The 24,335-nt window shown below is 37.6% G+C and carries 13 protein-coding genes and 1 pseudogene; all 14 read left to right on the top strand.

All coding sequences use genetic code 11. From position 1 onward, the window contains the following. Positions 1-11: 11 nt before the first annotated feature. Complete coding sequence (locus tag K2225_RS11745) at positions 12-4,274, top strand: hypothetical protein (protein ID WP_220584942.1); 4,263 nt, start codon at positions 12-14, stop codon at positions 4,272-4,274. Further along, the gene (locus K2225_RS11740; RefSeq protein ID WP_220584941.1) at positions 4,264-4,452 is read left to right on the top strand and encodes a hypothetical protein; all 189 of its coding nucleotides are present in this window, start codon (positions 4,264-4,266) and stop codon (positions 4,450-4,452) included. Before K2225_RS11745 ends, K2225_RS11740 begins: the two co-directional genes overlap by 11 nt. Further along, positions 4,452-6,455 carry an AAA family ATPase gene (locus tag K2225_RS11735; protein WP_255574480.1) on the top strand — a complete coding sequence of 668 codons (2,004 nt, stop codon included), beginning with the start codon at positions 4,452-4,454 and terminating at the stop codon, positions 6,453-6,455. Before K2225_RS11740 ends, K2225_RS11735 begins: the two co-directional genes overlap by 1 nt. Next, a complete protein-coding gene (locus K2225_RS11730) occupies positions 6,452-6,895 on the top strand; it encodes a hypothetical protein (protein WP_220584939.1) in 444 nt (147 codons plus the stop codon). Before K2225_RS11735 ends, K2225_RS11730 begins: the two co-directional genes overlap by 4 nt. Before the next feature lie 36 nt (positions 6,896-6,931). Next, a complete protein-coding gene (locus K2225_RS11725; RefSeq protein WP_220584938.1) occupies positions 6,932-7,255 on the top strand; it encodes a nucleoside triphosphate pyrophosphohydrolase in 324 nt (107 codons plus the stop codon). Then, on the top strand, positions 7,242-9,692 hold the full coding sequence (locus K2225_RS11720) for a DEAD/DEAH box helicase family protein (protein WP_220584937.1): 2,451 nt from the start codon (positions 7,242-7,244) through the stop codon (positions 9,690-9,692). Before K2225_RS11725 ends, K2225_RS11720 begins: the two co-directional genes overlap by 14 nt. A 258-nt stretch (positions 9,693-9,950) precedes the next feature. Then, positions 9,951-14,288 (top strand): AAA domain-containing protein, encoded by a 4,338-nt coding sequence (locus K2225_RS11715; protein ID WP_220584936.1) that lies wholly within the window; start codon positions 9,951-9,953, stop codon positions 14,286-14,288. A gap of 715 nt (positions 14,289-15,003) precedes the next feature. Further along, positions 15,004-16,287 (top strand): sigma-70 family RNA polymerase sigma factor, encoded by a 1,284-nt coding sequence (locus K2225_RS11710; protein ID WP_220584935.1) that lies wholly within the window; start codon positions 15,004-15,006, stop codon positions 16,285-16,287. Further along, positions 16,277-19,570, top strand: a complete 3,294-nt coding sequence (locus K2225_RS11705) for a DEAD/DEAH box helicase (RefSeq protein ID WP_220584934.1) — start codon at positions 16,277-16,279, stop codon at positions 19,568-19,570. The genes K2225_RS11710 and K2225_RS11705 overlap by 11 nt, the downstream gene beginning before the upstream one ends. An 873-nt stretch (positions 19,571-20,443) precedes the next feature. After that, positions 20,444-20,656: a hypothetical protein gene (locus K2225_RS20205; protein WP_370632751.1), complete on the top strand. Its 213-nt coding sequence runs from the start codon at positions 20,444-20,446 to the stop codon at positions 20,654-20,656. Between the two features lie 285 nt (positions 20,657-20,941). Beyond that, positions 20,942-21,214 carry a hypothetical protein gene (locus tag K2225_RS11695; protein ID WP_220584933.1) on the top strand — a complete coding sequence of 91 codons (273 nt, stop codon included), beginning with the start codon at positions 20,942-20,944 and terminating at the stop codon, positions 21,212-21,214. 142 nt (positions 21,215-21,356) lie between these two features. Further along, entirely contained in the window at positions 21,357-22,691 is a 1,335-nt protein-coding gene (locus tag K2225_RS11690; protein WP_220584932.1) for a D-serine ammonia-lyase, read from the top strand. Positions 22,692-23,359: 668 nt separating this feature from the next. After that, a pseudogene (locus tag K2225_RS11685) lies at positions 23,360-23,743 on the top strand (DUF4260 domain-containing protein). 12 nt (positions 23,744-23,755) lie between these two features. After that, positions 23,756-23,878, top strand: coding sequence for a hypothetical protein (locus K2225_RS20065; protein ID WP_255574478.1), 123 nt, complete (start codon positions 23,756-23,758; stop codon positions 23,876-23,878). Positions 23,879-24,335: the final 457 nt, after the last annotated feature.

Here is a 24,335-nt window from a genome sequence, read left to right as displayed (position 1 = left end):
GAGTAAATAAAATGAATTCTATCTTTTCATTTATGAAAGATGTGGCTCCAGAATTTGTGGAAATCGGAGAAAAAGTTGAAGCTTTATTATATGAACAACCGAATAGTGCGCTCGTTCAGGCACGCTTATATGGCGAACACCTAGGGAAGTTAGTAGCCAAACAAGAAGGAACCGAACAGGTGTATGAAACGAAACATGTCGATCGTTTACATAAGCTTCTGCGAAAAGAAGCGATTGAAGTAGATATCTTCAAGAAGTTTGATTGGTTACGTAAGTCAGGAAACAAAGCGGCCCATGAACCAAACTTTGGAGATGTCGAACATGCGATTCGTGCTCATAGACATATGTATGATCTCTCTGTGTGGTATGTCCAGCTTTACGTGAGTTTTGACTATCAAACTCCTATCTATGAACTGCCCAAACCAAAAAAAGACGCATCATTAGATAAAGAGGAATTGACTAATGTACTTCAGCCTTTGCTAAATGAATCCCTGGAATCTGTCGTGGGTAAGCAGTGGCAAGAAATGAAAAAGGAAATTGAAGAGCTGAAAAAAATAAAGGACCATGTGCCTGCACCTCAAGAACCGAACGAGGGTAAGATGGATTCCGAACCTAAATTAGAAAAGCAAGAGAACGGGGAATCAAATGTCCCTTATGCCTTATTTCAATACTTAGAAGAGGAACATGGGCTTGAGGTATTAGACAAACGGCCAAATAACGGAGCCATATGGGTGATTGGCGGATGGGAATTGAAGGATGTTCTCTTTCAATTAAAGAAATATAACGTTTATTTCCGTTTTGCGAAACGGGGATCTAAATCTACAAACAAGAAGCCGGCATGGTTCATGTTAAATAAATGGCCTGAGAATAAGGAAGAGGAAAGAGAACGGCTGAAAAAGCAGCCTGATACAAATCAGGAACCTCAAAGTCCAAAAGCAACTTCAGATACAGATGAAAAAGTAATTGAGCAACCTGAAACGGAAGTAACACCTGAACAAGAGAAAGATAAAGCGGAACAAGAAGAAAAGACAGTGGAGAAGGTTCTCTCCGTTGAATTCTTTTGTAAAAATAACATGACCTTTGAAGAAAATGGTCAGCTGTACTATCCAGAGAATATAAAGGCTGTAGATCTAGCAACCTTTGAAAATACACCGCTAGAGCAGTTGAAAACACAAAAAGAAGTGCAAAGAGTTTCAGATTTGTCTGATCAACTTCTTCGAGATATCTATATGAATGATCGCGAATGGTTTTATCAACTTGTACATCAGCTCTACCTGATAGGTGTACGTTTCACGGGGAGATTGAACCAGTTTCAGCCAGTTAATGAAATTGATGAAGAGTATTGGTTAAACCTGTCTCATTTAAAAGACAGACCGTTAAAGGCATGGTTGCCACAAACGTACGCGCAACGTTTGGAAGAAGCAGGGGTTATAACGATGCACCAACTAAATGGTCTTTCTTTATCTTCTCTCCAATGGTTGTTTAAAGATTTATATAAGGATCTGTTGACATTCCTACAAACCTATGAGGAAACAGAAGTAAAGAAGGGCGATTTCTCAGGAGAAAAGGTTGTCACGAATAAACTAAATTTTAGCAAAGAGACCATTCAATTAAGCGAGAAGACAGCTAACCTCGAACTGAATCATGAGAACTTTTTAGGTGTAAACAATCTTTTGAGTCAAATGCAAAGTCAAGGGTTGGAGCAAGTCGGTGATTTACCATCTTCTATGGATGGTCTCCATCTAAACTACAAGCATGTAGGTCCTGGAGCCATTAAGAAATTGTGGCAGCAAATTGTAGAAAAAGAAGATCAAACTCCAGTTAAAGAGGATTCCATCTCCTATGAAAAGCAAGGAGAAGTGATCATCTTTGATAAAGAAAGTATAGATATTCCAGGAGTATTACGCGATGTCCCAATTGACAAATCTAAATTTTCAGCAGTCAATCCAATTATCAATCAACTTTCTGATAATGGCGTGAATACGTATGGAGATTTGCCTGTGGACTTCCTTAGTATTGTTCAATGGAAAGGTGCAGGGAGAGGAAAAGTTAAAAAGTTCTTCCAGCAGTTGGCACAGGTATTTAAAGAGTTGGAAAATGAATTACAACAGCAAGCGCTACTCAGCCAGATGGATGAGGAAGAACGCTTGCAGTATTTCTTTCAACAATCAGAACGTTTGTTAGAAGATCTTTTCCACTCGGATACTCTGCAGAAAGAATATAAAATTCAACCGAGATATATTGAGTTAATGAAGAAGAAACATGAAAGTTTCCAACTCGGGGAGCATCTAACTTTAGAAAGAATGGGTTCTGAAGTAGGGGTGACAAGGGAACGTATCCGTCAGGTCTTACAAAAGAACAACGAACGACTCCTTCAACTACTCAACGATTGGCTCAGCCGCTTTAAAGAGAAGTTCAAAAGCGAACCAATCATAAATAATCAGTGGTTTTATCTTGAGAGGTTGTCCCATTATGTCATGACAGAAATTTTAGAGTTGGAAGATATTACTCTACGTATGGATGAACTCTATCTGACGCTATATAAGTCTGAGCCTTTCTTGAAGATAGTGGACAACGTGGTTAAAGAATTCAAGCAATCTTTTTATGCGAAGTTATTTTCCAAAGAAGATCTGAAGCAATGGTCTGAGAAACAAGCAGATGTACAAACTCTTCCAATAGGGTTTGTTGAGGATTGTATCAAAGAGGAAATACAATGGGTGAATCAGGGAAGTGCCCTACTAAGATCTATTGGAAAGAAAGAAATTGTTCAATTGGTCATGCGTGAATATCCCGAAGGTGTGGAGATTTTCAAAAAGGAAGAAGAGCTTATCCAAAAAGCTAATCAGTATCTACAAAATAGCTTTCGCGGAGAACGATCCTTTACTTCGATCGTGGGCCGAGAAGATCTAATGGATACTCACCTCTTGTGGGGAAGAGGGACCTACATTCATAGAGACCATGTAAACGAAGATATTGCTTGGCTTAAAGAAGTCCAAAACCAGTCACTTCAATGGCTTGAGCATACGAACACCATAAATATTCAAAAGATCTATCAGTCTGTAAAAGAAGTGGCTCATGAAAAAGGGATTCCGAACGAGTATGCGTTATACTCTCTCCTTAGAAAGCACCCAATCGAAGAACTCTCCTATCAGAAATTCCCTAAAGTATCCCTGCAGGGTGTTGATATAGGACAGAACAAGGATTGGATTCGTAAACTATTAACTGAGCATAAAGATCCTGTTCCATACGGTGAGCTACGTGAGGAATTTGTTCATAAAAGAGGGTGGAAGGAATTCACCCTGCAATATAACTTATCTAGTGATGATGAGGTTATTCAATATAAACACGGGTTCTATACGCTGCTTTCCTACTATGATCACATTACAAAGGAAACATACCAACCAGTCATTGATCGTGTAGAAGAGTTGCTGGAGGATCAGCCAATTATACAGATTGGGAGGATCTTCGAGGAATTACAGACCTTCCTTGCGGGATATGGAGTCCATTCTTCTTACCTTCTTTATCACACGTTGAAGCGAGTGTATAAAGATGTCAGATATCCAAGGCACCCTTATATAACGAAAGAAGATATCAATAAAGACGAGTTGTCCATGGTTTCCCTTGTTGAAGAGTATGTGAAGTCGTGGGAAAGCGAAGTCCCTCGAGAAGAGTTACATGATTGGATTACAAGTGAATTAGGTGGACATGGCCGGCTTTTAGATAACGTCTTGCAAAGATCAGAAAACATCTTTTATTACACAAGCGGACGATCCGGTGAATACATTCATCGTGACGTCATTGGTTGGAATGAAGAGAAGAAAGAAGAACTTCATCGCTATTGTCTTCAGCGAGTAAAAGATTTAATGGAAGTAAGGGAAATGCTAGTCTTCACCATTGATGATTTGTTCTCACCTACAGACCTTCCAATTCTAAAGGACGACATGATCTGGACAGAAGACCTTTTGATTGATTGTTTAAAGAAAGATGAGCGCTGGTCATTGCTTGGTTCTTACAACTGTCTAGTCGTCAGTGATGATTTGTCATTGCCTTATGCTACAAATGTACAATTCATCACCTATATTCTTGATGCAAGGTTTGATAAAGCGGCAAAACTCTCAGACTTTAACAAAGAGTTGCGCAATCTATCTTACTCCCAAGATGGCGACATCTTGCAGGAGGTAGAAGAAGCAATGACCAGAGGGGAAACAGACTTCCTCATAGAGGGAGACGAAATTTTGATGAAAAGTTTAAAGGAGTTTACGTATGAGTCATGAAAATGAATTAACTCTAAAATTAAAACAACTGGTCGAGGGGGAGGATCCCCTCGTTCAGCAAGTGGTGTCCATCACTTTAGATGAAGTGAATCAACGTTCTTTATCCATTGAAGCAACGGGTAAACGAGTGGAACGAAAAATTGACCAATTGTTAAAGAAAGAAGGTGACCGCTTATGATGATCAAGGAATTAACAATGCATCATTTTCGTCAATTTTATGGAACGCAGACGATTAATTTTGCATACGAAAACGATCAGATGGTCACCGTTATTCTAGGTGAAAATGGCCGAGGGAAAACGGGACTTTATAGAGCTGTCCTATACGCCATGTTCGGAGATCGTTTTTTGGAACAAGATGACCAAGGCAAAGGATTGCTTCTTGCAAACAGTAAAGCTTTACAGGAAGATGCTGAGAGCGAACATAAAGGCGTAGAAACTTACGTTCAAATCACCTTTAGTCATGAAGGGAAAACGTACACCCTTTATCGAAGTCAGATTGCTCGGAAGAAAGCTAACAAAGTAGACGAAGCTGCTTTTGACTTACACCTCTATGATTATGCTAGTGGAGTGAAAATCACAAAGAAAGAAGAGATTGATGCTTTTATCTACGGCATACTGGATGAACGGGTGAAGCACTACTTCTTCTTTGACGGTGAAAGGATTGAAAGGCTTACAAGAACCAATCAAGAACAAAAGCTAGAGATCTCTCAGGGCATTAGAAACCTTTTGAAAATTGATCAAGCCATTAAATCTAGAGATGTGTTAAAGCACCTATTGAAGAAAACAACGAAGGAATTACAAAAGAACTCAACAGGAGAATATAAGAAAGCCCTCAAGCAAAGAGATGAAATTTCAAAGGAAGAGGAAAAGGTAAAAGAAGAGATCGCTTCGTTGGTAAACCTCATAGATCATTCCACTTCCAGGTTAGAAGAAATCGACTTTACTCTTCAACGTTTTGAAAAAGAGAAGGAATTGATTCAAAGACGCAGCCAGTTGGAGAGTCAAATGAGTCAAATACAGGAACGAGTGCAAGAAGCCAAAGAAGCATTTACTTCTTTTCACTCCACTATGTCTCTTCTCCTTGCCAAAGATGTCTTATTAGAAGTGAAAAAGCAGCTGGATCTTTACCTGGGAGAAGATCGTCAAGAAGATACCATGAGTTCAAAAGGGATAGAGGAGCTGTTGCATGACTTAACCTGTATTTGTGGACGAGATTTCCAAGAGAATTCACCTGAATATGTAAGACTTCAGGCGTTGTATAACGCCGTGCAAAATCAGGAAGCCAATCAGAATTACCATCATCTAAGAGCGGAAATCATGCAACTAAATGGGTTTCTTCAGGAAAAGGAGACTGAATTACAGCAACATCTAAACACCGTGAAAAAGGAAGAGCAGAAGTTAGAGGAAGTCACTCATCAACTGGAAAGATTAAATCAACAGTTAAGCGGTTCAAGTGAGTCCAAGCTGATGGATTTAAATAAGGAGAGAGAGAAATTAACAGAGGAAAAATCTACAGCTCAGTATCAATTGCAACAATGGAGAGATAAACTCTCTGAGTTAGACGCTGAAAGCAAGAAGTTGGACCTCAAAATTCGTGATCTAAAAGTGAAAAGCGGTGTCCATCAGCAGCTGATCAAAAAAGAAGAAACTCTTTCATCATCCATCGGAGCGATGAATAAAATGATCGACACGTTTGAAAAGGATGTTATTGAAGACTTAGAAATGGCTTCCACCCAGAACCTGGAATATTTGTTAGATGAAAGTGGTCAGGCCATGTTAAAAGAAGTAAAAGTCAATGAGGATTATTCCTTGGAAGTTCTCAATTGTTTTGGCCAAGCATTTCTTGCTAACATCTCCCAAGGGCAAAGACAAGTGCTGTCTCTAAGCTTTATTACAGCCTTAGCCCAAGTAGCAGGTGGTACGAGAACACTTGAAATGCCATTGTTTATGGATACACCCTTTGGACGTCTTTCTTCCAAACACCAAGAGAATCTAATGAGCTTTATTCCTCAAATTACATCCCAGTGGGTGCTACTTGTAACAGATCGGGAGTATGACGAAGAGGCTAAGAGGAAATTTGAACAATTAGGATACATCGGGCGCTACTATCGCTTGGAAAGTACCGAAGCAGGCGTCACACAAATTCGAGAACAGCAGTTAGAAAGAGGTGGGAGAATATGATTGGAGATATTGGACCTCTAAGGGCAAGAGTTCGCCCCTCTTATTTACCTATCTACAAGCAATTACTCAAAGGGAATTATATCGGGCAACATAGTGAACTATTTACCTTATGTTGTTTTATCCCTTCCAATAACGTAATGGAAGATTCGGTTAAGCTTGTTGAATTATGTCAAGCAAGCTCATTCACTCAATATCAACTGACCTCATTATCAGCCCAGGTATATAAAAACAACCAGAAGTTTATCAGTTATAAAGACCTTTTCGCTGAGATGGAGCAGTCCGCAGATAAAGGAATGAGCTTTCTTATCGAAAATGTTTGGAATGATGTCACTACGGAGAGCGAGGCTGGTGATATGACGATTATTCCAGGACGTGAATTTGAGGCGCAATACTTGTTAGCTTCATATATAAATGAAAAATTAACGGAAGTGCCTTTTTAATATAGCTGTTCATTAACCTTGAGATGGAGTGATTGGATGCCAGTTTATAATAAATTAGTACGTGATCTTATACCAAAAATTATTGAAGATCAAGGCAAGTTTCTTAAAACTAAAATTCTTTCAGATGAAGCATTCCGTAAGGAGCTCAGAACAAAGTTAAAAGAAGAAATGAACGAATATTTAGAAGCAGACAATGATAAAGACGCAGTTGAAGAATTGGCCGATCTTTTAGAATTAATGAATGCTTTAGCCAAACAACACGGCTCATCCATACAAGAGGTGGAAGAGATTCGAAAGAGAAAAGCAGAGAAACGAGGAGCTTTTGAAGAGAAGGTGTTCCTAGTACATGTCGAAGAATAATCTTCAAGATACAAAGTTAATTACAAACCAATTGGTGGATGAAGTCCTTGACTACATTCACCAGTCCAATACGATCTACATCTTAAGTGCTTTCATTATGAAATCTGGAGTTCAAATGCTACTTCCGACTTTAAAGGAAGCAGCTTTCCGTGGAGCCGATATAAAAATTCTCACAGGAGATTATTTGTACGTGACGCAACCGGAAGCTCTGGATTTATTATCAGAACTTCCAGGGGAGACTGTAGAAATAAGACTTTGGCAAAGCCGTGGACGTTCATTTCATCCGAAAGCTTTTATGTTTAATGCAGAGGAGGATGGAGCGTTAATTGTTGGGTCCTCCAACTTATCAAATTCCGCGTTGACAAACGGAGTAGAATGGAACCTTTACATGCAAAGTTTCGTCTCTGAGGATACATATGAAGACGCTAGGAATCACTTCATTAAACTATTTAGTGATGATACGACAATGAAAGTTAACAAGGAAACGATAAAAAAATACGAAGAGAAGCATACAGAGTTTCATAGAAATCATCCCGAGCTTGTTCATCATTGGACCAAGCAAGAAGAAGTAGAGATGACCATTGGAAGGGATGAATCTAGCACAATTAACGAAAAAGAAGAAGAATACCAGGCTTCCAATGAGAAACCGGAGCCAAGGTTTGCTCAGCCAGCGGCACTGGATGCTCTCCTGACCACACGTGAGGAAGGTTATGATAAAGCGATGGTCGTTATGGCTACTGGTCTCGGTAAAACATACCTCGCCGCTTTTTTAGCTGAGCATTTTGAGCGGGTTCTTTTCGTAGCTCACCGTGAAGAAATACTCTACCAAGCAAAAGCATCGTTCGAACATGTGCAGCCTGACAAAACAGGAGGCATTTATAACGGAAAAGTAAAAGATATGGATCATCCTATGATCTTTGCATCTATCTTCACACTAAGTATCAATGATCACTTGAAAAAATTTGATCCATCGCATTTTGATTTGATAGTGATTGATGAATTCCATCATGCTTCAAGTAAATCGTATCAAAATATACTGCGCTATTTTGCGCCACAGTTTCTAATGGGGATTACCGCCACTCCTGAGCGGACGGATGGGCAAGATATATTTGCTTTGTGTGACGGAAACGTTGCCTATGAAATGAACTTTATTCAGGCTATTCAAAAAGACTGGCTTTCTCCTTTCCATTACTATGGAGTTTATGATGACATTGATTATTCTCAAATCACCTGGTTAGGGAACCGGTACGATGAAGAAGAACTCATTCAAGCTCAATTACAAGAGTCTACAGCAAAAAACATTATACAAAATTGGAAAAAGCATAAGCAGACACGGACATTATGCTTTTGTTCCAACATTAAGCAAGCAGAATTTCTCTCTAATTATTTTCAAACGAATGGTTACCAGACCATTGCTTTACATTCAAAGACAACGAATATAAGTAGGAAAGGCGCTATTGAAAAGCTTGAAAATGGAGAGATCGATGCGATTTTCACTGTGGATTTATTTAATGAAGGAACAGATATTCCTTCTGTAGATACGATATTGTTTGTGCGCCCGACAGAATCTTTGGTTGTGTTCACCCAACAGATTGGGCGGGGCTTGCGAAAACACCATCAAAAATCGCACTGTACAATTATTGATATGATCGGGAATTACCGAAATGCTGATGTGAAATTGAAGCTATTTGATACAAGGGATAAGGAAGAAACGAAAAAAGGCAAACACATTAAGCCTATCGTACCAGCGGGTTGTCAAGTTGAGATTGATACAAAAGCCGTACAACTCCTTAAAGAACTTTTAAGAAAGCGCAGTCCAAGGAAAGAACGAGTGAAGACATCTTATGACAAAGTGAAGGAAGAATTAGGAAGAAGGCCGACTTATGAAGAAATGCACCTAAGAGGTTCAGTGAACAGTAAAGAATTCAAGCAAATATGGAAAAGTTATGTAGGCTTTTTGTCAGCTTTCGATGAGCTTTCTCATGAAGAAGAGAACGTTTATTCATTATATAGGGATTGGATTGAAGAAGTCGAACTTACATCGATGACAAAAAGCTACAAAATGGTCGTTCTCCAATACATGTTAAGTCGAGGCGAGTTAAAGTGGACGGAAACTATAACTCCAGAGGAAGTCGCGCCTTATTTTCATGGGTTCTTTATGGAATATAAATACCGTAGGGACACGGACTTTAGTAGCAAGAATACTAAAGCCCTTTGGAAATATGACAAGCAAAAAGTAGCGAAGCTCATAGCAGATATGCCTCTAACGAAGTGGTCAGGGTCCAGCAAAGGCTTAGTTCAATTCGATAATGGTTTTTTCTCTTTATCCTTTAACGTTTCAACTGAACATAAAGCCTTATTATATAAAATGACGGAAGGAATTTGTAACTATAGATTACATAGTTACTTTGAGAAAAAGCAAGAAACATTGAACTAGAAAAAACGGGTATGTTTTCCTTTTTTCCCTTTTCCTCCTAACCATACTATGCTACTTAACCTCAAATTCATGGGAGGTTTGGTAGATAATGTGTACAAAGGAAAAGGAGAATCGATTTGAAAAGTTCATTTTATCTATACATGGAAAGCGTGAGTGAAGTGAGCCAAAACTACATTTGGAATACTTTGCCAATGGGAGCGTTTATCTATAAAATGAGAAATATGTAAAACCAGGAAGAATTATAGCGAGGTGTTCGTTGTGCAGACTGTACAAAATGATAAAGGTGCACGCTTTTTTAAGTATTTGTTAGAACTGAATAACTTAGTTGGAAAAGTGGATAGAGATTATAAAAAATTTGAAAAATCGTGGGAGCTCGACGCGTTGAATAACTTGGAAGGATGTCGAGTCTTAGAAGATTGTGAAGAGGAGAAGAACTTTCTGGAGATAAAAAAGCCGCAGATAACAGATCAAGATAAAAGGCCACCTCAACCTCCGGAAGAAATCAGGGAATGGATCAATGGTTCCTACAAAAATGAGAATAAAGAACCGGTCCACTATATGGAACGTAGCATCAAAAATGAGGAAGGCGATGAAGAAACCATTTCTTTTAATGCAGAAGCTGATCGGGTCAAGCGTTTCACGGCATGGAAGGAAGAGTGGAAAGCATGGGCGGAACAACTGAAAGAAAAGAAAGTTGTATCGGAAATATATAATGATTTCTTTCACTTAATCTCCCGCTTCGAACGTGAAGGTGACACGATTGAATTCATTTATGGACGAGGTATATTGACTTGGCAACATAGTGATCAGAAAATCGGTACGATCCGTCACCCGTTAATTACGAGTAAACTAGAGCTCAATCTTATTGCAGAAAAGAGCTTGATCGTCGCAGAAGTGGTCAATGATAACGTTAAGATAGAAAGAGATATGCTTTCAAGTATCAGTTTACCAAATCTTCAGCAGTTAGATCATGTCATTGATGAGATGAAGGAAAGGGAAATACGCGATGATTTCTCTGATTTGTTCCATAATTATATGTCTTTGATTCACCCTGACGGTAGTTACGAGGGGAATTCTGAGGCAACCTTGGACATTAAACCCACCCCTGTCCTATATGAACAAGAAATCTTTTCTCTAAGAGGTAAAAAGGTGCGCGTTCTGCGTGAAGATTTAGAGCAAATCATCAGCGGGATTGAGAATGGTTCGATTGAGATGACAGAGGCTGTGACTTCTATCTTTGAAGGGGAATCAGAAGAAAAAGAAGAACAGTCGATATCACCAGGAGATGAATCGACTCCTTTACCGAAGGATCATCTTTATTTCCCTCTTCCTGCGAATGAACAGCAAAAAGATATTGTGAACCGTATTGACCGTAACTTTGGGGTTACCGTACAGGGGCCTCCAGGGACGGGGAAGACGCATACAATTGCAAACTTAGTGTCCCATTTCTTGGCGCAAGGAAAGCGTATACTTATCACTTCTCAAAAGGAAAACGCTTTGAAGGTACTTAAGGATAAAATTCCTGAATCCATCCGCGATTTATGTGTACCTGTCCTGGGCGGAGGTAGAGAATCAATGGAGGGAATCGAACGATCCATCCGAACCTTAAGTGAAAAATTGGGCGAATTAGACACCGATTCCTTAGAAAAAACAATAAAACGTAATTTGGAATCCCTCGACCAGAGCAACCGTGAAGAAGCTCGTTTGACCAATGAATTGAAAACATATGCCAAAGAAGAAGGGACACCTCTAACGTACAACGGTGAAAAACTCTATAAATATGATGTAGCTAAGAAACTTTCAAAGACTGATACAAATTATAAATGGATTAAAGATGACGTGAAATTGAATACTAGCTTTCCATTGCAACAGGAAGATTGGACAGAGCTTTGGAAATTGCGAGGACGCTTAGCTCTCGATGATTTGCCTCTGTATGGAAAGAGATTACCGAAATTGGAAAAAGAGATCATGAGTGTTCCGACCTTTGACGAATTGGTTCAAGAAGGAGATTTCTTGAACGATTACGAGGTGGAAGGAAAGTCGATCCTTGAAACTTATCAACTGAATAAGAATAAAGAAACGATACTTGAAATGAAAGGGCAGTTGCAAGAGATTCTTAACCTCCAAGCGACGATGGAAAAAGAGTCATCCGAGATGATTACAGAAGATCTCAAAGCAGGAGGAGTCCGAGAAGAACGTTGGAAGAAGTTGCTTTCAGAACAACAGGATAGCATTCAGCAGCTTTTTGCTATGTATAATGATCTCATCACTCATGAAATTAACCTTCCAAAAACAGACCTTCAGGAAATTGAGTCAGATGCAGAGACAGCTAGAGAACATTTAGCGGCAGGTAAGAAAGCATCGATGTTCTTTTTCATGTTCAAGGGAAAGAATACCAAATACCTATTTGAAGAAAAAGTGTTGAATGGTAAGCCAGTCGATCGGCTGGAAGATTTGGAGATCATTAATAAATACACAAAATATGAAAAAATGAAAGATGAAACAACGAGAATCTTAAACGGCAATATGCAGGAAGTGAACGGAAAGACAGTCGACAGAAGTTCTAGTCGATTTCCTCATGAAGCTGAAGAAGTGCTGAAAGAGGTCAACGATATCATCCGTTTTGCTGATGAAGTCAAAAAAGGCGAAAGTTATTTCCCTGCAGAGGCAGAAATCGATTTCTATTCCTTTGATCAAGTCGAAAGGGTAAAAGAAGAACTGACCATCGCTGAAAAATACATGAGTCTCAATCATTGGAAAATCAAGCAGGAAGAAGAAGTGTCTAAGCTCCGAGAAATAAGCAATGAAAAAGAGATGCATCCCGTCATTTTCGACTTTATCCAAGCGATGGAAACAAACGATAAAGAAAAATGGTCGGAAACCACAGAAAAGCTGCTAGCATTTGGTGAAAAGAAGAAACTTGTTCATCAATTTTATGATCTTCTCCATAAGCTGAAAGATGTGCTTCCAGCAACAGCCGCCTCCATCGAATCATCCGTAGGCAGAGAGTGGACCTATATTGATGATTACAAAGAAGCCTTGGAGTTAAGGAAACTTCAGACTTGGTTGGATGAAACCAAAGACATGAACGTAGCTAGGCTCAAAGATAAATTAGAAGAAGAACATAAAGTGCAGAAAAGATTAATTAGTGAAGTTGTCACAGCTTCCACATGGAAATCACAGTTGGAAAGAATCACTCAATCAGAAAAACGAGCCCTATCTTCATGGAAGTCTTATATTAAACGATATGGGAAGGGAAGCGGCAAATCTGCACAGACGAACTTGAAAGGTGCAAGAGAGTCTATGAAGACGGCGCAAGGAGCAATCCCAGTGTGGGTCATGCCAATCAACCAAGTTCTTGAAAATTTCCCTGTAACCAATGATAAATTCGACGTCATCATATTTGATGAAAGCAGCCAGTGTGACCTCTTTTCTGCCAATGTCTTACTTCGTGGTAAGAAAATGATTGTCGTCGGAGACGAAGAACAAATCAGTCCACAATCAATCGGAATCAAACACGATGAAGTCAATGAGCTTGTCCGTCGCTATTTACAAGATGTCCCTAACGCTAATTTGTTTGACGGGAACATCTCCTTGTATGAAATCGCTGAACAAACGTTTCCGAAAGAGGGCAAGTTGATGTTAAGAGAACACTTCAGGTGTGTACCAGAAATTATTCAATTTTCTAACGATTTGAGTTACGGTGGGGAGATGATCCCTCTTCGTCTACCTGTGGAGGAGGAAAAGTTGGACCCGCCGGTAACCGCTATTAAAGTCGAAGACGGGTACAACAATGAGAGGGAAAAGGATCTCAACGTTCCTGAAGCAGAAAAGATTGTATCAGACATCGAACAAATGATTGATGATCCAAGATACAATGACCAGACCTTCGGCGTCATTGCTTTACAAGGGAAGAAACAATCCTCCTTAATTGAAACGAAAATCAGAGAAGCCATCGGAGACGAAGAGTTTGTTCGAAGGAAAGTAATCTGTGGAGACGCTTATACTTTGCAAGGGGACGAAAGAGATGTCATCTTCCTATCCATGGTCGTTGCTCCAGAGCGCAACTTCAGGGCGTTGACCAAAAATAGTGAGAAACAGCGAATCAACGTGGCGGCCAGCCGTGCCAAAAACCAAATGAGACTCTACCACTCCGTTGATTCACAAGACTTGAAAACTGATGATTTGCGCTATCGCCTACTAAGTTATTGTAAAGAACCGAACAGAGTAAATAACGAAGTGGAGGATTTGGAAAAGTTATGTGATTCACCGTTTGAAGTGGATGTATTGCGTATGATTTTAGCTCAAGGATATAAAGTGACCCCTCAAGTAAAAGTTGGTCGCTATCGAATCGACCTAGTTGTTGAAGGTATGCGAAACCGACTAGCGGTCGAATGCGACGGCGAAGCTTGGCACGGTCCAGAAAAATTTGAAGAAGACATGATTCGTCAGGAATCTCTCGAAAGAGCTGGCTGGGAGTTCTGGCGTGTACGTGGGAGAGACTTTTATCTGGACCGCAAAAATGCACTTGAGAGTTTGTGGGAGAAGTTGGACCGCATGGGAATTGAACCAAGTAGGGAAAGTGCAGAAGTATAGTGAAGTGATAAGGTAAGAGTTTTAGAAAATTTAAAGGAGTTAAATACTAAACGAATGAAAAATTAACCACGGTGATGAGTTCGGGCCAGCGCAAGGAATCTGATATGGTTTTAAATGTAAGATTTTCTTTTATCTATCCTGGGGAAAACATAGAGGGATAGATAAAAGGTCAGAGGAACTTGCAGATTTATTTATCTATCTTATTAATATCACTTAAACATTCTCTTCCAACACATTCAAAGAATCCTAAGATACAGTTAAACAAAACCCAGCCTAAATTTCGAATATCTGAAGTTTAGGCTGGGTTTTAAAGTAGTACTATTACTATGAGTTAACTTAACCTCTATGAATACGAAAAAGGATATAAGGTTTTCCAAATAAATAATGTATAATATGGTAAAATAGACTTAGGAAGTATCGAAGTAATTCCAATTAATATTTCTGTTCGTTCCATGGTTGAGAGTTGAGATATTATTGCTAGTCGTGGAACAGCTCACAAATGGCAATCATTCTCGAACATTTTGAACCTCGAATACTATCAAATATGTTTTTAGCCCTACTGTTTACTAGAACGATAATTTTAATTAAAACTTCCTTGTTAACGATAATAATTCCATTTCGGTTAAATATAAATTTTTCTACAAAGTTAATTGTAAGCGGTTAAAGATTACAAGCTTACTAAAAAACAAGTTTAGTAAGTAAAGGATTGATGTAAATGGATAAAATGCTAGATGATCTACTTTCTCATATTAATGATAATTTTCGTTTTGGTAGTAAAATAAAGCAGAATATTATTGACCAGTGGTTTAATGATTATACCCTGGATATCGAAGAAAGGTTTATCGTTTATGATGAACTAGATTCTTTGCAAATAGAAATCATTGATTACCCCAAAACTGTATTAAAGGCAAAATTACTGAAGTTTTTTAAATGTATTGAGCGAGAAAATGAAATTAATAAAAGTATTCTTATAAAATGGTTCAATCAAAATAATATAGATGAAAGTATCAAAGAGAATATTCTAAGCGATCTAACGAGAGAAAAATATATTATTATTGACGATACACTCCAAGATGAAAATGAAATTGACTTTGATTTTGATATACCTGATGATTTACTAGAGAATGATTTAGATACTTTATTGAATGACGACAGCTTCACTGATCATGTTGATTCACTCGAAGATGTTATAGATAAGTCCTGGAATATTCAATATTTAAATCAAATACATTTAGGTGATGAATTAAAACGAAATAAGTCACTTAGCAATCTAGTTGAAGCGAATAGAAAATTAGTTTGGAAGGTTGTAAAACGGTATTCAGGCATAGCTACAGTGGGGTTCGATGAGAATGATATGTATCAAGTTGGCGTTATTGGACTACTGAAGGCTGCAAAGAAATTTGATGTTTCCTTGGGCTACCAGTTTTCAACTTATGCAACTTGGTGGATAAGACAAGCAATTACTAGAGGGATTGCGGATTATTCAACATTAATACGAATCCCTGTTCATTATCGAGAGAAAATGAATAAATTCATAAGAATTGAGAATGAATTGTGGAATGAATTGGCTAGACCTGCCACAACATTTGAGATATCCAAAGCAATGGAAGAACCAATTGAAGTTATAGAAGAATTACGTTTTTATATTTCACAAAGTAACTTGGACAGTCTTGACCGCCTTGTTGGAGGGGATGAAACCACACCATTAGGAGAACTTGTGTTTGATGAGAATACAGATATGCCTGATGAGGAATATTTTAAAATTGAATTAAAGAATATTATTCGTGAGATCCTTCAATCGAATTTATCGAAGAGAGAAGTGCAAGTTTTATATTATCGTTTTGGATGTAAAAACGAAAAACCAAAGACATTGGAGGATATTGGACAAATATTTAATGTTACAAGAGAAAGAATTCGGCAAATAGAAGCAAAAGCACTTTTAAAACTTCAAAAACCAAAAACTACTACAGTGTTAAAGGAGTATTTGTATGAGTGTTGAAAAAAGAATTGAGGAAATCGTAGAACAAAATGGACCTTCAATTGTTGTTTTAAAGGGTTTTGACACAATCGAATTAAAAAGAGAGAAAAAGTACTTTTCGTTTAATATAGACTACTTCGATACAGTAGATTTGTCAACGTTAAAAGAACTGGTAATAGAGGATATTATCAAACATCGTACTTTTACAGATGCTTACTTATGGATGACAATTGAGGAGTATCAATTATTTAAGGATCAAGAAGCTATTAATAAAATGCCTGTATTGGTAATTGAAAATAATTTGTTTAATAAACAGTATCCATACAGAGGTTCACTGTCAAATGTTGATAGCATTTATCATTATTTATATTATCAGGAAGATAATGAATTAGAAAATGATCAGTTAAAAATATTAGAAAGAGTCTCGAAATTTTATGGGCAAATAGATTATTCGAAGTACAGCGGAAATTATTATGTGACGTATCCAGAATTTGATGAAAAACCATTGACGTTCAAATATTATGATGAGAAAGATTATGACTTTAAATTTAGCGAAGATTACCCAACCGAAAACATTTTGCAAATTGAATTATCGGATAATGAACTTCCATTTTTAGATCTTATTATGAACATTATAATAAAAGAAGATATCGATAATGTTTTATTTGTTTTATCAGGTACAAGGGATCTGCTACCTAATAACTATTTAGCACGTATTAATATTCTCGCTAATATATCTGATATAAATATCTATTTTACAACATTATCAATAAGAAGAAAGGTAATAGCTAATGAAGATGACTATGTAAAAATATTGAATGAAGTTTATGGGTACGATGATTACAAAGAAATTGAGTTTTATAAATATATAGAGAATCAATCTAAAGAGACGATAAATATTTCGCAAGCTCAAATTATTGATGATATAGTCATTCAGGCAGAAAAGGCAATGCATGGCGATGATTTTCGAGATATATATATAACTGCAGCAACTGGAGCGGGAAAATCAGTTATGTTCCAAATTCCGTCGTTATATTTAGCAGATAAATATACAGATGATAAGCCTTTAACTTTAGTAATCTCACCATTAATTGGTCTTATGAATGATCAAGTTGACAGTATGCAAAGAAAGGGAATTGAAAATTCGGCAACAATAAATGGAAATACACCACCTTATGAAAAGGAACGTATACTTAGAGAAATTATAAATCAGCAAGTTGATATACTATACTTATCTCCAGAAACGCTTCAAGCTCGATCCGATATTAAAATGCTGATTGGTAATAGAAATATTGGTGTGGTAATTATCGATGAGGCTCATATTGTAACTACTTGGGGAAAATCATTTCGCTCTGACTATTGGTATTTAGGTATCTACCTAGCTAAATTAAGAAAGGAGTATAAATTCCCAATTGTTACATTTACTGCAACTGCTATATATGGTGGACGTGAAGATATGTATTTAGATACGAGAAATAGTCTTAATATGATTAGTCCTATTTCATACTTTGGAAAAGTTCGTCGTGATGAATTAATTATGGTTGTTCAAAGTAGTGAAAAAGATTTAGAAAAAGAAGGGAGAGATTATCGAAAAACGAAGCACGCTTTAGCGTTGAAACATTTAAAAAGTGCTCGTAAAAATAAACAAAAATCATTAGTTTATTTCCCGACAGTAAAATTGTTAACAGATTTCAATAACTTTTTAACGCAAAATGCACCAGACTTTGCTGAAGCGACAGGAAAATATCATGGAAGCCTTACTAAAGAGGAAAAAGATGAGGTCTTAGAACAGTATGTAAGTGGAGATTTACAATTTGTTTTAGCAACAAAAGCCTTTGGAATGGGAATAGATATCCCGGATATTACAAATGTTTATCATTATGCTCCTACTGGTAATGTGGTTGATTATATTCAAGAAATAGGAAGGGCAGCTCGAGATAAAAATAAAGTTGCTAATGGATTTGGTTTAATTGATTTTTTAAACCGTGACATGAATGAGGTTAAACAGCTATATGGGATGTCAGCGATTAGAAAAAGTCAAATAATAGAGGTTATGAAAAAGGTTTTATCGGTATATAAAGAAAAGAACTATAACCGTAATTTAATTATTAGTCCAGAGGATTTTAAATATATCTTTGTTCAGACTAAACGCGATGAAGATTCATTAGACAATAAAGTGAAAACAGTTTTATTAATGATAGAGAAAGATTTTTCTTCACCAAATAAGTTAGGATATTCGCCATTTGTCGCAAGACCAAGAAGCCTATTTGGAAATGATTTAATATTCGTGACCCCTGAATTAGAAAAAACATTTATTCGTTCGAATTTAGGAGGATATTTTAGCAAGCAATACGAAATACAGAGTGAAAGTTTTTCTGCTATATATCAGGTCAACTTGAGTGGAATATGGGAGAAGTATTATAGAAGTATGTCTTTTCCTAGTTTCAAGTTTGCATTGTACTCAGCGGAAGAAAGAGGGAAACTAAAGCATAAATCTATTTTTGAAAAGTTTATATATGTATCAGGTGTAGAAGTAGGGTTGAATAACAATGAATCAGTTGAGTCAATCGTATCCCAGTATAACTTAATCTTACAGGCATTTGAAACATTCGTTAATAGTTATAAAATGTCTGGAAAACACTTTTCGGTTGATGATCTTGGACACCATTTTATGAAAGCATTAAAAATATCTGATAAGTTCGAATCAATGACGTTTGCACAAACAGTTATTAATGCAGCATTTGAATATTCAAAGATAAAAGAGATTAAATTCATATCCGAACGTCAGAACAGTAGAGATTCTAAACCAAAGTATATCATTCACAATGATGGAGATTTATTCACGACATTCATTAAGAGAGGTTTGTTAGCAACATTGAAGCCGAGTGATAACTTCGTTGAGAATGATGGAAATATACTTACATTTTGCATGAGGGCAAATAGTGTAGAATTAGATGCGAAAATAGCAGCACTTGGAATTGGGGAAAGTCGAAAGTTACTAAATTATCAAGTGGTGGGTGGAAACAACCCACAAATATATTTAAGAATGAACTCTATTTATCCATTAGAGAAAGCAATTAAACAAGGTGACTTTTATCAAAATAGCATTTTGAAAGATGTACAAGATAAACATTATACAAGCGTTGAAATGTTGAAATATCTTTTTACAAAAGAACAAAAAGGAAACTCACAAAAAGAGAAAATTCTAAATTACTCCAAATGGTTTTGGGATAATATAGAAGACTATTTTATGGGAATTCTACCGAGCGAAGTAAAGAACGCTTTAAGTAAACCGAAAAAATAAAGTCTATCATCTTTAAAAGCTAAGCGTTAAACTATTTACACTTTCTAAGAAACAGGAATTGTAAATTCAACAGGTGTAACTTGGAGAAAGCCAAATGCGTCTGCAGCACTGTTGATTATCAATCTCCAATTTAATCATCTCTTCTTTTGATGGCAGTGTACTAGTGTACCTTGTAAAAAGATCCACTGAATTTCTTAGACGAATTTTCGTGTGAATGCAAAAAAGTTTAGTGAAGCAAACAGGCACCACTTGCTTTCTGTGGCGTTATAGAGCCAACATAAAATCATATAGGCAATTAAGGTGCCGAAGACTTGTTTATAATTGAAAGTGCCTGATCCTCCCTGCACAAAAGTGTTAACGTGGTGGTGTCAGGCACTGACAGAAGGAACGATTCCGCTTCAACGGATATGTTCTTACGTTTATGAGAAAATATCAGCGGCTGCTGGTGGATCTCGTCAACTACAATATGGCGAAAATGATCGAGCAGCTAAATGCAGTGCCCGATATCAACTATCTCTGGGAAAAATCGAAAGCATCGCAAAGCGCTCCACCTTGAAACCGTTCGAGCGGGTGCTGATGCAGTATTTTAAGAAGAGATGTTTCTAATGCAAAAAGTCTCTGGACAAGGAGAACGTGCAGACCCATTACGAGCACTTCATCTCTTAGTCGTTCGTACAGTCCGATCACCTGTGGAACGTCTTCTTATCCTGTAGCGCATGTAATACGTCGAAGAACGACAAGCTGCCGGTCCGAGAATTCCTGGATGATGTGGTTGTGAGGAATTAAAAGCTGCTCGATTACGAGGAACTCATCCTACAATGGAAGATACTCAGAAACCAACCACGTAAAAATTACGGCATTTCTCAATCAGACATGTATCAAATGTACGCTTATTCAAAAAAATATAATACTCCAGAGATATGGTTGCTTTATCCATTAACAGATGAAATGGATAGTGGTTATATCAGTTTTTATTCTAATAAAAATGAGGACATCGAAACTATAGTCCGAGTATTTTTTGTAGATGTAAGTAATATTGAGGAAAGCCTTGAAGTTTTGAAAGAAAAGTTGATATTAGGAAAATAATCATTATATGAGCTTAGATATAGTGCCATATAGTGCCTGACCCCCACTGCGAGTGGTAACTTGGTAGGGGATAGGCACTTTTTTTATAACTCTTGTAATGTTATGTGAAAGAGGAGAAGGGTTGGGGCTGCCAGAGAACTTCTAAGGGAGCTTCCATAGTTACATCATATCAGTTGTCCAAAAACTTTCACTTCAACTTTTCACCTGACGAATGAGAAAAGTCGTGAGTAGGAATACCTGGCATGTAAGTTATATATTGTAAATTAAGGATTTGAGGTGAGACAAATGTTTCCGAATGAGGGAGGTCCTTTCTTGTTTCTCGGTTTATCTATTGCTTGTGCTCTTATCATAGCTATGATCCCTACAACACTACCAGAGGAAGAAGATGGAGAAGGAGAAAGGGAAGATACACTATTACTAAAGAAAACGATGCACCACGCTAAAAGTTTCGTACTAGCTATATATTTGCTGGCCATATTAGTTTGCTTGCTGGAAATTACAGGTTTTTTGCAATACATAGTCGGCGGAGAATTCAGAAAATTGTTGGGGTTCTTATAATATTAAGAATGGGGCAGATATAGCAGCCGCTCTTTTGACCCACGTTATAATTTAATTGCATTAACTTCCTTTAATAGGTAATCATGTTAAATATTCTCTATATTTTGTTACCTTAATTATAAATGAACTAAAGGAGGATTTTATGAATTATGAAAGTACTTATAGGAGCAAAGAAGAATTGATTGAGCAGTTAAGGAACAAGAAGGAAACGTTTTGGTTTAATGAAACACTTAAACCTTATCACACGCTGAATAAAAATCTGCCTATCCCTACCAAAGACCTTCATGAAGCGGAAATGCTCCTTCAAAGGTTTGCTCCATATTTAGCTAAAGTATTTCCAGAAACCAACAAGATGAACGGAATCATTGAATCTCCCATTCGTAGCATACCTTCTATGCAGCAGGAATTGGAAAAGCGGTTCCAACAATCCATTCCCGGCCATTTGTATGTAAAATGTGATCATGATCTTCCGATAGCTGGGTCCATAAAAGCGCGTGGAGGTATTTATGAAGTATTAAAATACGCGGAAGGGCTGGCCATAAAACATGGAAAGCTTACAAAAGATGACGACTATTCCAAGTTAGCTAATCCCGAATTCAAGCAGTTCTTTTCCAACTTTTCGATCGCTGTAGGATCCACAGGGAATCTGGCTCTAAGTATAGGCATCATGAGTGCTGTTTTAGGTTTTCAGGTAACGGTTCATATGTCCGTGGACGCGAAAGAATGGAAGAAAGAGTTACTCAGAGATAAAGGTGTAGTGGTGGTGGAGCATGATGAGGATTTTTCTTTTGCCGTAAATGAAGGACGGAGACAATGTCAGGAGCAAAAGAACTGTTATTTTATTGATGACGAAAATTCCAAGGATTTATTTTTAGGCTATGCCGTGGCGGCTTTGCGACTTAAAGAGCAATTGAAACAGGAGAATATAACGGTTGATGCGGACAATCCTCTGGTGGTTTATTTACCTTGCGGTGTAGGAGGGGGTCCTGCGGGGATCACTTATGGACTGAAGTATGTTTTCGGGGATCATGTGCACTGTTATTTTGCAGAGCCGACCAGCTCTCCTTGCATGATGCTTGGACTTGCCACAGGAAAACATGAGGACATTTCTGTTCAGGATATTGGGCTTGATAATAAGACGGAAGCTGATGGATTAGCTGTTGGACGACCATCAGCTTTGGCTGGCCGGCTGGTAGAAAATATGGTGAACGGCATTTATACGGTCAACGACGAAAACTTGTACAAGCTATTAGCCCTTTTGCATGAATCAGAAGGTATTTCCCTCGAGCCATCGGCACTTGCAGGCATGTACGGTCCTTCTTTCGTTGACATCCAACAACAGTTAAACCCCATGTATGGCTCCCATTTAAGTCATGCGACTCATTTAGTCTGGGCAACTGGTGGAAGTTTGGTGCCAAAAGATATTATGGAAGGCTTTGTTTCTAAAGGCACATCATTTCTTCGTAAGGAGGGATAGAAGAAACGAACCTGTTGGAGTGATCCTGTGAATTCAGATAGAGGGAATTTTGCCCCATGGTTCTAGGGTGGGGTGCGAATATACAAGTTATTAAAAGACTTAGAATCTCATGGGGAGCTCCTGACGAACATAATTAAATGCATATAAAGCTACAGGTCTGGGATCAAACTCAGTCTATGAAACCAAGAAGAACCCTACGAACCAAGATAGTTTGTAGGGTTCTTCTGTTTTTTCATTATAAGGAGGGAATTGATTTTGGCTTTGGCGTATTAGCTACAATTAAGATTATTTTTAAAGAGGTGAAAAAGTGTCTTTACCATCAAAGTGTAGATATTGGCATGCTCATGAAAATATAAATGCAGGCTTGGGATGCAAGTAAAGAGTATAGCGAAAGACCCAGAGTGTCTAAAATAGCACCCTAATCCAAATGTAGGCGAAAAAGACCGTTATATATTGGATGTTGTGAATGATTCGGACTTACTTTTATACGCATCGGGAGAATGACATAGCTCTATTAAAAAAAAGAAATAAGGAAGTTCAATCCATTTTATCTCCGTGTTAACCTTATTGCTCAAAAAAACAACTACAGGAAACCACCTAAGACATCCTTTGTATCTGAAAAAGAATTTAAAACTGATTTCTTACTAAACGAGTAATTCGGTTGTGTAATGATAAAACATATGAGCCATAGACGAGATGATAGTATGCCAAAACTTTTCCTCCATTTAGATGGCACGGTTATTTTTATCACAAGTTTGTATTTCTATCAGCAAAACAATTTCAGCTGGATCGCCCTCATTTTTCTATTGTTCGTTTTCGATGTGTCCATGGTCGGCTAGGTCATCAATGAAAGAGTGGGGGCCATTGTTTACAATATCTTTCATAGTTACATCCTTCCGGTCATGCTCATACTTGTTTCTACCATTATAACGGTAGATTCGTTATTGATGGTCAGCCTTATTTGGACGGCTCATATCTGGATGGATAGGATGTTTGGTTACGGTTTGAAGTATCATAGTGGCTTCAGAGATACACATTTTCAAAAGGTTTAGGAGGAAGGAGAGGTGATCGAATCTTTTCTCGAAGAATGTAACAAACAAATCCGTGAAATCATAGGAGATCATTTGGTTGGCGTATTTCTGCATGGTTCCCTTGTATTTGGGGCGTCCCTCAAAATAGAGGTGTGACCTTATCGTCGTGACTGAAAAGCACATGACAAGGGAACAAGCAGAGTAACTCACAGCTTTTTAACTCCATAAATAAAAATCTCCATTTTTGATGGAGTTATCAATCCTGTGTCGGAATCAATTGAACCAATGACAGCATCCCTGTCTCTATGACCATATTTTTTATAATAACCTATTGCATCATTTCGAATCGCATGATATATTATTACTTGTCGCTTTAAGAGAGGGGCTAACCGCAAACGGCTTAACAAAATAAATCATAAAAAAGTTGTTGACGAAAACAGCAGGAAATGATACATTTATTAAGTCGCTTTTTTGAAGCAGCAAACAAAACATTTGATCTTTGAAAACTGAACGAACCAACCAGTACGTCAAAACATTTCTTCTTTATAGAAGAGATTTAAAACAAGCACATTCGGTGTGCAAATGAGCAAGTCAAACTTAACTTTTATGGAGA

It is taken from the genome of Halobacillus sp. Nhm2S1 (assembly GCF_019599545.1).
In the GTDB taxonomy this organism is placed as follows: Bacteria; Bacillota; Bacilli; order Bacillales; family Halobacillaceae; genus Halobacillus.
Note: the sequence above shows the minus strand (reverse complement) of the source record. Positions and strands in the feature narration are given on the sequence as shown.